The sequence below is a fragment of the Massilia sp. 9I genome (assembly GCF_902506415.1).
In the GTDB taxonomy this organism is placed as follows: domain Bacteria; phylum Pseudomonadota; class Gammaproteobacteria; order Burkholderiales; family Burkholderiaceae_D; genus Telluria.
Map to the genome: position 1 here is coordinate 643160 of NZ_LR733275.1, position 12033 is coordinate 655192.

Here is a 12033-nt window from a genome sequence, read left to right on the forward strand (position 1 = left end):
TCGGGCAAGCCAAACTCTCACGCATTGTTACCACTAGGTACGTTTTTCCGTCACGAATTCGACTGGCGCCTCGGTGCGGTTGACCACGACCAGGTGTGCCGGGTAGACGATCATCATGCCGCAGGCGACGTCCGGCGCGGGCCCGGTATCGACGATGCCGACCTTGAGCTTGCCGTCACGGAAGGACACGTCGCGGATGCCGCTGTTGTGGCAGGTGCTCGGCATCCCGCCGCGGAACGCGCCGATCACCATCTGCTTGCTGAAATCGACCTTGGGCACTGGGACGCCCGGGCCGGCATGCTCGGCCCACAGGGTAGCCCAGGCGGATTCGTCGCGGATCACGACATTGCGCTGCGTATGGATGTTGGTGCGCACTTCCGCGCCGATGGTCGTGAAGTTAAAGTACGGCGACACGATCTTGCGGAACTCGACCGGGGCATCGACCTTCGGCACCGCCACCACGCGCATCGGCTGGGTCACGACTGCCAGGCAGGTCGCTACTGGCGACATGTCGCGGTATTCATATTCGACCAGCAGCTTGCCGTCCTTGGCGCCGACGTACACGACGTCGAAATTGCCGCAGCCGGCATTGCCGCTACCGGCAAACACGGCCACCAGCATGTTGTTGGTGAAATCGAATTCCGGGGCCGCGACACGGGTCTTGCTGTGTTCCGCCCACAGGGCGCTCCAGGCGGCCGCATCCTTGATCACGACTTCGCGCGGCGTCTCGATGTTCGAGAAGGTGTCGCTCACCACGGTCTTGAAGGCCACCGGCGTGCCCGACTTCGGCAGGAAACTGACCGGCTCGACCTTGTGGCCGGCGCCCAGGCCGAGATTGGCCTTGTCGAGGTTCTTCAGGATCGTGTCGAACAGCGGACGCAGGCTCGCGTCGGTGCAGCTGGTCTGCGGACCGGCGATGGTCTGGTTCGATGAGCACAGCACGGCCTGCGGCGTCGGCCCCATCAGGCTCACGCTGTAGGCAGCGTCGTAGCAGCCATAGTCGGCGCGGTCGGATACGACGTACTTGCCGTCGACGACAAACAGATTGTTGCGGGTCGATGCGCAAGAAGCCTCCTGCGCCATCTTGATGAACTCGGAAACGACCGGAACGCCACCATTCGGCTCGCCGACGGCGATACCTTGCCCTGCCTGCTGGTTCTTCATGACGGTGCTGCCGTCGCTGCCACCGCCGCAGGCTGCCAGGGTCACGCCGACAACTGCGGCGGTGACAAGAGTGCGTCCAACCATACTCATCTTATTCTTCTCCACACTAGCCGGCGCCTTGGGTAGCCACCGATCGTTTCCTTTGGAATAAAAAAACCCGCCGACACTCGCATATCAGGCGGGCAAACGGAAAACCAGATAAACCTAAACCTGATGTATGAGCATAGTAAGAATTCCCCGCGTTTCATTCCCCCTCGATCTGTCGAGGAATTGTCACTAATTTGTAAGGCATGAATTGGTATCGAAGAGGTATATCATTTGTCATTGCTCCTATACAATGCGGTCAGGGAGAAACTATGTATTGCGCAGCAATCCTTAACCGCCAGTTATACAGGATGGGTACGTGAACCGGATATTCTTCCGCTTCTTCGTGCTGGTCATGTTGTCGATCACGGCGGCCACCTTCGTGATTTACTTTGCCTTCAGCCGGCTGTTCGGGGATCCGCTCGAGGACATCGCACGCCGCCAGGCAGCCGCGCAGATTTTCCTGCTGGAGCAATACGTCGACGAAGCGCCGCCCGACGACTGGCTCACCCGCCTCAACAACGTGCGCGTAGTCTCCAAAGTGCGCTACGACCTGATCCCGCTGGCGGATGCGCGTAATGCCCTGCCCGCCGCCCGCCGCGCCCAGCTGGACCGCGGCGAGATCGTGCTGGATCCCGCCAGCCGCAGTTTCTATCGCCGGGTCGACCTGGAAGGCAACCGCTACATCGGCAGCCACGAGGAAGTGCTGCACGCCCAGAACCTGCCGATCGACATCAACCAGGCCCTCAAGATGGAAGCGCTGCGCTACGTGATCGTCGCGATTGCCTTGCTGGTGCCGATCGCCCTGTGGTCGCGTTCGCACTGGCAGGGGCTGCAGTCGCTATCGCGCCTGGCCGACGAATTCGGCAGCGGCAAGCTGACCGCGCGTTCGCAGATGAAGCCCTCGGCCAATATCTATCCGCTGGCCGAACGCATCAACCACATGGCCGACCGCATCGAAGACCTGCTGGAAGCGCAGAAAAGCCTGCTGCATTCGGTGTCGCACGAGCTGCGCACGCCGATCGCGCGGCTGGAATTCGGCCTCGAACTGCTCGATGCGCGCGCCAAGGATCCGGACCTGAGCAAGCGCATCGCCGCCATGGAAGGCGACCTGCGCGAGCTGAACGCCCTGGTCAATGAACTGCTCGACATGAGCAAACTCGACAGCGCCCGCAACCTGCAAGCCGAGCCGGTGGTGCTGGGCGAGGTGCTGCGCGAGTGCACCGAGATGCTGCCGCCGTCTCAGCTCGCGCTCGATTGCGCGCTGGACGATGAGCTGGGCGAGCTGGAACTGGACCGGCGCCTGCTGGCGCGGGCCGTCTGCAACCTGCTGCGCAATGCGCAGAAATATGCGGGCAGCCGCATCCTGCTGGCCGCCACGCGCGACCACAAGGGCGTCGAGATCACGGTCGACGACGACGGCCCCGGCATTCCCGAGGACGAACGCGAAAAGATCTTCGACCCCTTCTACCGCCTCGACCGCAGCCGCGACCGCGCCACCGGCGGCTTCGGCCTCGGCCTGTCGATTGCGCGCAAGGCGGTGGCGCTGCATGGCGGCAGCCTGCGCGTAGAAGGCTCGCCGCTGGGCGGGGCGCGCTTCGTCATCCATCTTCCCGCTTGATTCCTACCACGAGCCAGCCATGAAGCGATTCACCATCCCTGCCCTGCTGTTCCTCCTTGCCCTGCCGGCGGCGGCCGAAAAGGCCGATGCCTACAAGCCGACCAGTATCAAGTGCCGGGCCTGCGACGCCAATAGCCTGACCGGCGCCTACAAGGTCGCCGGCGGCGTGGAAGTCACCCGCGGCACGCTCAGGATCGATGCCGACAGCGGCCACGTCGAAGAATCGAAGGACGGCTTCCAGCGTCTGGTGCTGCAGGCGGAGCCCGGCAACAAGGTGCGCTTCCGCCAGAAGGCCGACGGGCCGGGCGAACGCTGGATCGAAGGCGAAGCCGACCGCGTCGAGTACGACGACCGCTCGGCCCTGGTGAAACTGTCGACGCAGGCGAAGGTGCGGCGCACACTCGACGGCCAGCAGACCGAGGTGGCGGATGGCGAATGCATCATCTACGACAGCCGCCTGGAGCAGTTCACCGTCCGCAATACCAGCAGCTGCGAAGACCGCCCGGGGGGCGGGCGCGGCACCATCGTCCTGCAATCGAAGCGCCGCCCGCCGCCGGCGCCGGCCATCGCCACCACGGAGACCCCATGATCCTCGAAGTCGCCACCCTCGACGTCCGCCCCGGCCAGGAAGAAGCTTTCGAAGCCGCCTTCCGCCAGGCGTCAAGCATCATTGCCGGCGTGCCCGGCTACGTGTCGCACCAGCTGCAGCGCTGCCTGGAACGCAGCAGCCGCTACGTGCTATTGGTGAACTGGCAGACGCTGGAAGACCACACGGTGGGCTTTCGCGGTTCGTCCGGCTACCAGGAGTGGAAGGCGCTGCTGCACCATTTCTACGATCCGTTCCCGACGGTCGAGCATTACACGATGATCCTCGATGGAGGCCCGATATGAGCATTGCGCTACGTTGCCGCTGCGGCCAGCTGCGCGGCCAGGTCGACAGCCGGCGCGTGGCGGCGCGCGCGGTCTGCTACTGCAAGGATTGCCAGGCCTATGGCCACTTCCTCGGCACGGGCGTGCTCGACCCCGCCGGCGGCACCGAGGTGGCGGCCACCCTGCCCGCCGCCGTGCGTTTCGAGGCCGGCCTGGAGCACCTGGCCTGCATGTCGCTGGGCCCCAAGGGCCTGTATCGCTGGTATGCCGGCTGCTGCCGCACCCCGATCGGGAACACGCCGCGCGATCCGCGTACCTCTTACGTGGGACTGGTGCGGGCCTGCCTGGACGCCTCTGACGCGCAGCTCGATCAAGAGCTCGGCCCGCTGCGCTGCCGCGTCGAGACGCAGTCCGCCACGGCGCCCGTGCAGTCGAGCGGCCTGAATACCGTGCGGGCGGTATGCAAGATCGGATGGATGCTGGTGAAGGCGCGCCTGGGCGGCGGCTATCGGGAGAATCCCTTCTTCCGGTCCGGAACGGCCGAACCGGTGAAGGAGGTGCAGGTACTGTCGCTGGAACAGCGCAAGGCGCTGACCCGGTAGAGGTCAGCGTTCGGTCTGGCGCCGGGAGGGATAACGCGAGACGTGCTCGTACTGTCCGCGCACGTGCGTGATCCCGACCCACAGGTGTTCCCACCAGTGATCGCGCGAGCGCACGGTGGCCAGGCAGGCCTTATCGACGCCGCCCTCGAAGAGCGGGTCGGGGCACTTGTTGGTCATCAGGGCGTAGCGCTGGTTCTCGGCATTGACGAGGGCGATCGCGAGCCAGATGGCCAGGCCCGCGAAGAAGACCGCCAGCGACCACGCGATGTGATTCACGTAGCTGGTCTCAAACAGGTCCTCCTCGTTGGGCCGGGACCCATCGTACATCTTGAGGACTTCGCGCTCGACATCCTTGCTCATTTCGTGGCGGCTGCTTTCTTGACCAGTGCGTCCATGACCTGGGTGGTCGCCTGCATCGTGGCTTCCATGCCCTGGATCTTGTTGGCTTCCGACACCTGGCTCGGCGACACCACGTACTTGCCGTCGATGATGATGGTCGGGGTGCCGGTCACCTTGTAGTTGTTCGAGATCTGGCCCAGGCGGCGCAGCTTGGTGGTCACGCCGAACGAGTTCCAGGTTTCCATGAACTTGGCGCGGTCCAGGCCATTCTTCGCAGCCCACTCGATGATCGCGTCATCCTTCATCAGGCGCTGGCGCTGGACGTGCACGGCCTGGAACACGCGGCCGTGGTATTCCTCCAGCTTGCCCATCGCTTCGAGCGTCAGGAACAGGTGCGCTTCCGGATCGGCCGGGCCCTGGAACGGCAGGTGGATGCGGCGCATGACGATATTGTCGCCCTGCTTCTTGACCCACCCGTTCAGGGTCGGTTCCAGCGCGTTACATGCCGGGCAGTGGTAAGCGAAGAATTCGATGACCTCGACCTTCTTGCTCGTCGCCTGCACCGGCTGCGGCGCGCTCAGGGTCTGGAAATCGACACCGTTCTTCGGGTCGGCAGGCGACGCGAACGCGGTGCTGGCGACCATGGTGGCGGCGATGAGGGAAAAACGCAGAGAACGCATAGGTTTCCTTCCACAATTGATTGAGCAAACGCCGGGAGATTACCACTTTTTTGGGTCTCCTTCCGGGGGAAAGCCGGAATTTTGCATTTGCTTACGGGTTTAACGTGGGCGATACGGGAGTGTTGCCCTTATCGCTACGGCCCGCGCCGCTGCCGCACCCCTTCCAGCATCTCGCACAACTGCGCGGCCCCGTCGATCGCGCGTGGGCCCGGCCGCGTGAGCAGCTCGCCATTCACGGTCAACAGATTCCCCCGCTTTACCGCCGTCATGGTCCGATACGGCTCCCACAGCTTCAGGCCAGGATTCGCCGGATCGTGGCGCTTGCCGGCCATGATCGCTTCCGGATCGGCCGCCAGTACCGCTTCCAGGCTGACCTCCGGTGCCACCACCTTCAGCGCCCCGAACACGTTGCGCCCGCCGCAGGCGCGGATCGCGTCGCTGGCGATCTGGGCGTCGTTGAGCGTGTACAGCGGCTGGTCCCAGATCTGGTAGAACACCGTGACCGGCGGGCGTTTGGCGTAGCGGCTTTCCAGCTCCGCCAGCCGGGTGCGCAGCGCGCCGGCGGCGCGGCTGGCCACCGGCTGCGCGCCCAGCAGCTGGCCGAGGCGCTCGATGTCGTCGGCCACCTGCCCCAGCCGGCGCGGCTCGCTGTGGAAGACCGGCACCCCGAGCGACTCGATCTGGGCGATCTGGCGCGCCGTGTTCCCCGTATGCCAGACCACGATCAGGTCGGGCTTCAGGGCCAGCACCCGCTCCATGTCGATCACGCTGTTGCTGCCGACCAGCGGGATCTTCCTGGCCGCTTCCGGGTAGTCGCTGTAATTCATGACGCCGACCACACGTTCGCCGCCGCCGGCCGCGAACAGCAGCTCGGTGGCATGCGGCGCCATGGAGATCACGCGCCGCGCCGGCTGCTGCACGGTGACGCGGCGGCCGGCATCGTCCACCACGCTGACCGCGGCCGTGCTACTTCCTGCCGCAAGGGCCAGTAGTAGCGAGAGCAAGGCTGCCGCGGCGCGCATCAGAAGTCGTAGCGCAGCGACAGCTTCAGCTGGCGGCCGTCGCTCGGGTAGATGCCCGAACGGCAGCCGAAGGCGTTGCTGTAGTACTGGCGGTCGGCCAGGTTGAGTGCGGTGATGGCCGCTTCCCAGCCATTCATCCGGTAGGCGTAGCGCGCGTCCAGGGTCGTGTACGACGGGATGCGGGCGCCGCAGCTGTTGGTGAAGTCGCTGCCGTAGCGCTGGCTGTCGACCCACTGGGCGCCGATGTCGGCATTGTGGCTGCCCTGGGTCCAGGCCAGGCGCAAGGTAGCGACGTTCTTCGGCACCAGCACCATCTCGCGGCCGGCGTTGGGACCGGCGGTGAACTCGGCGTCCACGCGCTGCCACTGGCCGGTCAAGCGCAGGTCCTGGGTCAAGGCGTATTTGCCTTCCAGCTCGACGCCCTGGCGGCGGGTCGGGTCGAGGTTGGTGTTGGCGCCCCAGCCGATGGTCGGGTCGTAGAAGATTTCGTTTTGCAGGCGGTGGCGGAACAGGCGCGCGGTGATCTGGCGGTCCATGCCGCCGGCGGTGACGCCCAGTTCGAGGTCGCGCGAGGTTTGCGGTGCCAGCACTTCCGGACCGGAGCGCAGGCTGTTCTCGTCGACGTTGGCGATGCGATAGCTGCGCCCGGCCTTGGCAAAGACGCTCACCTGCGGCAGCACGTCGATGCTGCCTTCCAGCGACCAGGCATTGATCGACTGCTTGCGGTGTTCATTCAGCACCGGCGGGAAGGCCAGCGGGTCCGAGTAGTCCTTGGTGAAGCGCTCGTGGCGTCCGCCAATGGCCAGGCGCGCGTTGTGCGGTGCGTTCCACAGGATCTCGTTGCGCAGGTAGAAGGCCTTCGAATCCTGCTCGGCGTCGCCCAGCGAGAAATCGGAAGTCGTCTGGCGCTCCCAGCGCATGAAGTCCACGCCCGCGACCAGTTCGTTGCGCTTGTCGCCGAAGCTGGCGGTGTGGCGCACGCGTGGCGAGAACTGGGTCTGGCGGGCAGCATAGGCCGAGCGCGAAGCGACCTTGGTGGCGCCGCTCATGTAGAAGTAATTGGCCGTCACGTCGCGCTCGCGGCGCGACAGCTCGGCAGCCAGCTCGAGGCCGCCGATGCGGTGCTCGACGTAGGCGCTGACGCGGTCGGTATCGAGGGTGCCGAAATCGTCCGGGGTCAGGGTCTGGCGCGGGTCTGCGCGGAACTGGGCTTCGCTCAGCGAGCCGGGGAAGCGCGCGTCCTGTTCCGAGCGCTCGAAGCGCAGGCCGGCGCGGCCGGCGCCATAGTTGTATTGCACGCCGCCGCTGGCGGTCTTCTGCTTGAATTCGCTGTTCTTGCGATAGTTGTCGGTGCCGCGGTCGGCCAGCGCAAGGTCAAACGACAGCGGGCCGGCGCCGTGGCTGAGCGAAGCGCGCAGGTCGTGCGCATCGAAGCGGCCGGCTTCGGCAAACAGCGAACCGTGGGTGCCGCCTTGGACGCCGCGGCGCGTGATGATGTTGATCACGCCGCCTGTCGCGCCTTCGCCGTACAGAACGCTGCTGGCGCCGCGCTGGATCTCGATGCGCTCGACGGTATCGACCGGGATGCTCGACAGGACTGCATTGGTCAGCTCATTCTCGTTCAGGCGCACGCCGTCGACCAGGATCACCAGGTTCTGGGCGCTGTTCGAGCCGAAGCCGCGCAGGTCGAGTGCGAAGTCGGGCGAGGCGTCCAGGCTCTGGCGTCCGTAGACGCCGCCGACCTTGCGGATCGCCGCATTGACGTCGGTGGCGCCGGAGCGGCGGATATCCTCGGCGGTGATGACGGTGGCGCCGATCGGTGCGGCAGCGCTCTGGGCTGGGAAGCGGGCGCCGGTGACGACGATCGACGGCACGGATTCTTGCGCGACAGCGTTGGCGGCGAGGACGGACAGCGACAGAGCGCAGGCCAGCGCGAGCGGCTTGATGGCCGGCGCGCTGCGTGGAACGACAGCAGATTTCATGTTGGATGTTCTCGGTAATGGCACCGGCCTGCGTCCCCGCACGCCGGAGTTCAACGGAAGCGCGGGCGCTTCCACCTGTCTGGCCGGTATCCGGGCTCGCAAGACTGACCGCCCCACCTTCCTGCGCGTGATCGCACAGTGGTTATCGGAGCAGCCTGCCACATCCGCGCCTGACAGGACCCCCAGGGCAAGGCGCATCGTCGAAGACAGTACGTAAGTACGGCGAGACGAATGCAACGCAGCCATGGGGGTCCTGTCAGGCGCGGGCGGCGCTTGTTGACCGTTGCGGGGGCAGCACATCTTGGCGCGGGCGCGTAGCGCCTTGGCCTCGTGTTTCCCGTTTAACTGCGCATGAGCAGAAGCCATGCGCGGGCACCAGAACGGGCGAGATTATAACCTGACAAGCTTTTTGGGGATTCAGTCGCCAAATCCGTGCTTCTATCCCAAAAGCTTGGAAATTTGTAAAGCTTCTCGATATAGTCGGGTTCATACCAGAACAACATCGACAGGGAGTCTTGCATGAGGATTCACGGAAGCCGGCAGCGCCTGCGCGCGCTGCTCGTTGCGGCATTGCTTGCGGCCGGCGCCGGCGCGGCCTGGTTCGCCCAGGCGGATGCGCCGCCGCCCGCCGCCACCCCTTCGCTGGACGGCATCGCCCTGGCGGCGCCCGACGCCGCCGCCGTGACGCTGCCCAGCAGTGCCGAGGCATGGGGCGGCATCCGCGGCGGCGACCAGCCGACGCTGTCCGACCGCGTGGTGAGCTATCGCATCGAAGCCACCCTCGATCCGGTCAAGCACGCGCTGAGCGGGCAGCAACAGCTCACCTGGCGCAACCGCAGCGCGGTCCCGGTACGCAGCGTCTACGTGCACCTCTACATGAACGCCTTCGAAGGCGAAGGCAGCACCTTCTTCACCGAGCAGCGCCGGCGCGGCGAGGGATTCCGGAGCGGGGTCGGCACCGGCGACGGCGAATGGGGCCACATCGCCCTGCGCAGCGTCAAGCAGGGTGGCGCCGCGGTGCCGTGGCGCTTCGTCCAGCCCGACGGGGGACCGGCCACCGACCACACGGTGGCGCGCCTCGACCTGCCCGCAGCGGTGGCGCCGGGAGCCAGCACGACGCTCGACATGGCCTTCACCGCCCAGCTGCCGCGCGTGATCGCGCGCACCGGCTACTACGACAGCTTCCACCTGGTGGCCCAATGGTTCCCGAAGATCGCAGTGCTGGAACTGCCGGGCGAACGTGGCGCGACCGCGCCGCGCTGGAACGCGCACGAATTCCACATGGAGTCCGAGTTCTACGCCGACTTCGGCAGCTATGACGTGAGCCTCACGGTGCCGAAGGCCTATACCGTCGGCGCCACCGGCGAACTGCAGGGCAAGCCGGTCGAGAAGAACGGCATGCTCACGCACCGCTACGTGCAGCACGACGTGCACGATTTCGCCTGGACCGCCGACAAGCGCAGCGCCCGGCCGCTGGTCGAGACCTGGACCGGTCCGGGCAGCCCGAACGTGACAGTGCAGGTACTCTACCCGCCCGAGTTCGAAGCGAGCGCGCGGCCCGCGATGAAGGCGGCCAAGGATTCGCTGGCCTACTTCTCGCGCAATCTCGGCCCCTACCCCTACCGCACGCTCACGGTGGTGATCCCGCCCTACAACGCGCAGGAAGCGGGCGGCATGGAATACCCGACCTTCGTCACCGCCTCCGGCTATGCCGAGGTGCCGCCGAAATCGCTGCCGGAATTCGAGCTCGACGCAGTGACGATCCACGAGTTCGGGCATGGCTACTTCTACGGCATCCTGGCCAGCAACGAGTTCGAAGAGCCGATGCTCGACGAAGGCCTGACCGCCTTCTGGGAAGCCCGCATGATGCAGGGGCGCGCCCAAGCGGTGTATCCGGCGCCAGGCTTCCTGAAGCGGATCGGCATCGACCCCGGATTCAACGCCTTCGACTTCAGCCGCCTGGCGGCGCCGCGCGAGCGCCCGGCCGATGCGCCCGGCCAGAACGCCTGGCAGCGCCTGCAGGGCATCGGCCCGGTCTACGTGCGTACCGCCACCGTGATGCGCGACCTGGAACAGCGCATCGGCAGCGAAGCCATGGAGCGCGGCTTCAAGGAATACTACCGCCGCTGGAAGTTCCGCCACCCGAGCATCGCCGACCTGCGCGAGGCCCTGGCCGACGGCAGCGGCGAACGCGCCGCCGTCGAGGAGGTGTTCGCCCAGCAGGTGTATGCCGTGGCCAAGGTCGACGACAAGCTGTTCCGCCTGACGAGCGAGGAAGAACTGCCGCTGGCCGGCACGCGCGACGTAAAAGGCGAGCGGATCGAAGCAACCCAGTCGGAGGTCGACGAGCGCATCGCCAAGCAGCGCGCGGACTGGAAGAAGGCCAACCCGAACGCCAAGAAAGGCGCAGGCCCCTTCCCCTGGCGCACCGAGGTGACCGTGCGCCGCGACGGCGCCAGGGTGCCGCAGACCCTGGTGGTGCGCTTCGCCGACGGCAGCAGCGAGACCGTGGCGTGGAACGCCGCTTCGGCGGACGAAAAATGGCGCAGCTTCAGCTGGGTCAAGCCGGCGCGCGCCGTATCGGCCGAGCTGGACCCGCAGCGCAAGCACTACCTCGACCTCAACAAGCTCGACGACAGCCGCACCATCGAACCAAATCGCAGCGCTTCGACCCGCTGGGGCAGCGACGCCGCGGCCCTCATCCAATATCTCCTGTCCTTCATCGCCACCGTATGACGACCACTGCTACCCTCGCACCGCAAACGGTGCACGCCTCCGGCCCCGCAAGCCGCCCGGGACTCCTGCCTGCGCTGCGCCCTGCCCTGCAATGGCGCTTGATGCTGCTGTGGCTGGTGGCCCTGCTGCTGCCCACCCTGGTCGCCGCGCTGCCGGTATGGACCATGCTGGGCGCCGCATTCGACCGCACGGTGCAGGCCCCAAGCCTGGCCCAGCGCCTCGACCTGGTGGCCATCGCCGACCTCATCAGCCTGCATGGCCAGCACGCCTCGGCGCTGGCCGGCGGCGGCCTGGTGGCCCTGGTGATGACCCTGCTGTTGTCGCCGCTCCTGACCGGCGCCGCCATCAGCGCGGCGCGCGCCCCGGCGCCGCTCGGCTTCGCAGCGCTGGCAGCCGGCGGCGCGCACGAATACGGGCGTCTGCTGCGCATGCTGCTGTGGGCCATCGTGCCGCTCGGCCTGGCGGGCCTGGTCGGCAGTTTCGCCGCCGGGGCGGCAGACAACCATGCCGCCACCACGGCGCTCGCGTCCTCGGCCGACAATGCCGCCCTCGGCGCCACCCTGGTGGCCGGTCTGTTCCTGCTGCTGGCCCATGCCACACTCGACGCCGGCCGCGCCGTACTGGCGCTCGACCGTCGCCGCAAGTCGGCGGTGCTGGCCTGGGCCGACGGCCTGCGGGTCCTGACGCGCCGGCCGCTGGCGGCTTTCGGGGTGTATTTCGGCATCACGCTGGCCGGACTGGCGCTGGCGGCCCTGCTGGCGGTGGCGCGCCTGAACGTCCCGGCGCTGGGCGCGGGCAGCTTCTTCGGCGGCCTGCTGCTGACCCAGCTGGCGGTGCTGGCGCTTGCCTGGATGCGCTGCGCACGCCTGTTCGCGCTGATGGAAGTGGCGCGGGGCGCCCGCGCACGCTGATTCCATCAATCGGCTACCATGG

11 protein-coding genes and 1 riboswitch are annotated in these 12033 nt (G+C 66.7%); of the genes, 6 read left to right on the forward strand and 5 right to left on the reverse strand.

Annotated features, from left to right (window positions below; all coding sequences use genetic code 11):
* Positions 1–33 precede the first annotated feature (33 nt).
* Positions 34–1254: a hypothetical protein gene (locus GV068_RS02905; RefSeq protein ID WP_159695916.1), complete on the reverse strand. Its 1221-nt coding sequence runs from the start codon at positions 1252–1254 to the stop codon at positions 34–36.
* A gap of 313 nt (positions 1255–1567) precedes the next feature.
* On the opposite strand from GV068_RS02905, the gene GV068_RS02910 reads away from it, so the two are divergent.
* From GV068_RS02910 to GV068_RS02925, 4 genes are read left to right on the forward strand one after another with little or no spacing between them, the layout of a single operon-like run.
* The gene (locus GV068_RS02910) at positions 1568–2869 is read left to right on the forward strand and encodes an ATP-binding protein (RefSeq protein ID WP_159695917.1); all 1302 of its coding nucleotides are present in this window, start codon (positions 1568–1570) and stop codon (positions 2867–2869) included.
* A gap of 19 nt (positions 2870–2888) precedes the next feature.
* Positions 2889–3458 (forward strand): LptA/OstA family protein, encoded by a 570-nt coding sequence (locus GV068_RS02915; RefSeq protein ID WP_159695918.1) that lies wholly within the window; start codon positions 2889–2891, stop codon positions 3456–3458.
* Positions 3455–3760: an antibiotic biosynthesis monooxygenase gene (locus GV068_RS02920; RefSeq protein ID WP_159695919.1), complete on the forward strand. Its 306-nt coding sequence runs from the start codon at positions 3455–3457 to the stop codon at positions 3758–3760. Before GV068_RS02915 ends, GV068_RS02920 begins: the two co-directional genes overlap by 4 nt.
* Complete coding sequence (locus GV068_RS02925) at positions 3757–4341, forward strand: DUF6151 family protein (protein ID WP_159695920.1); 585 nt, start codon at positions 3757–3759, stop codon at positions 4339–4341. The genes GV068_RS02920 and GV068_RS02925 overlap by 4 nt, the downstream gene beginning before the upstream one ends.
* Positions 4342–4344: 3 nt before the next feature.
* On the opposite strand, the gene GV068_RS02930 is transcribed toward GV068_RS02925, so the two are convergent.
* The 4 genes from GV068_RS02930 to GV068_RS02945 form a co-directional block, all read right to left on the reverse strand.
* Entirely contained in the window at positions 4345–4701 is a 357-nt protein-coding gene (locus GV068_RS02930; protein WP_159695921.1) for a hypothetical protein, read from the reverse strand.
* Positions 4698–5360: a thiol:disulfide interchange protein DsbA/DsbL gene (locus GV068_RS02935; RefSeq protein ID WP_159695922.1), complete on the reverse strand. Its 663-nt coding sequence runs from the start codon at positions 5358–5360 to the stop codon at positions 4698–4700. The genes GV068_RS02930 and GV068_RS02935 overlap by 4 nt, the downstream gene beginning before the upstream one ends.
* A gap of 134 nt (positions 5361–5494) precedes the next feature.
* Positions 5495–6382: a cobalamin-binding protein gene (locus GV068_RS02940; protein ID WP_159695923.1), complete on the reverse strand. Its 888-nt coding sequence runs from the start codon at positions 6380–6382 to the stop codon at positions 5495–5497.
* Positions 6382–8364, reverse strand: a complete 1983-nt coding sequence (locus GV068_RS02945; protein WP_159695924.1) for a TonB-dependent receptor — start codon at positions 8362–8364, stop codon at positions 6382–6384. The genes GV068_RS02940 and GV068_RS02945 overlap by 1 nt, the downstream gene beginning before the upstream one ends.
* 63 nt (positions 8365–8427) lie before the next feature.
* Positions 8428–8759, reverse strand: a riboswitch (cobalamin riboswitch).
* Between the two features lie 124 nt (positions 8760–8883).
* Between GV068_RS02945 and GV068_RS02950 the strand changes: the two genes are divergently transcribed.
* Both GV068_RS02950 and GV068_RS02955 read left to right on the forward strand, forming a co-directional pair.
* A complete protein-coding gene (locus GV068_RS02950) occupies positions 8884–11100 on the forward strand; it encodes a M1 family metallopeptidase (RefSeq protein ID WP_159695925.1) in 2217 nt (738 codons plus the stop codon).
* A complete protein-coding gene (locus GV068_RS02955) occupies positions 11097–12011 on the forward strand; it encodes a hypothetical protein (protein ID WP_159695926.1) in 915 nt (304 codons plus the stop codon). Before GV068_RS02950 ends, GV068_RS02955 begins: the two co-directional genes overlap by 4 nt.
* Positions 12012–12033: the final 22 nt, after the last annotated feature.

Excerpts from the sequence above, each read along its gene's own strand:
- GV068_RS02950 (WP_159695925.1), top strand. The coding sequence starts at position 8,884 with ATGAGGATTCACGGAAGCCGGCAGCGCCTGCGCGCGCTGCTCGTTGCG.
- GV068_RS02905 (WP_159695916.1), bottom strand. The coding sequence starts at position 1,254 with ATGAGTATGGTTGGACGCACTCTTGTCACCGCCGCAGTTGTCGGCGTG.
- GV068_RS02940 (WP_159695923.1), bottom strand. The coding sequence starts at position 6,382 with ATGCGCGCCGCGGCAGCCTTGCTCTCGCTACTACTGGCCCTTGCGGCA.
- GV068_RS02935 (WP_159695922.1), bottom strand. The coding sequence starts at position 5,360 with ATGCGTTCTCTGCGTTTTTCCCTCATCGCCGCCACCATGGTCGCCAGC.
- GV068_RS02930 (WP_159695921.1), bottom strand. The coding sequence starts at position 4,701 with ATGAGCAAGGATGTCGAGCGCGAAGTCCTCAAGATGTACGATGGGTCC.
- GV068_RS02955 (WP_159695926.1), top strand. The coding sequence starts at position 11,097 with ATGACGACCACTGCTACCCTCGCACCGCAAACGGTGCACGCCTCCGGC.
- GV068_RS02920 (WP_159695919.1), top strand. The coding sequence starts at position 3,455 with ATGATCCTCGAAGTCGCCACCCTCGACGTCCGCCCCGGCCAGGAAGAA.
- GV068_RS02925 (WP_159695920.1), top strand. The coding sequence starts at position 3,757 with ATGAGCATTGCGCTACGTTGCCGCTGCGGCCAGCTGCGCGGCCAGGTC.
- GV068_RS02915 (WP_159695918.1), top strand. The coding sequence starts at position 2,889 with ATGAAGCGATTCACCATCCCTGCCCTGCTGTTCCTCCTTGCCCTGCCG.
- GV068_RS02945 (WP_159695924.1), bottom strand. The coding sequence starts at position 8,364 with ATGAAATCTGCTGTCGTTCCACGCAGCGCGCCGGCCATCAAGCCGCTC.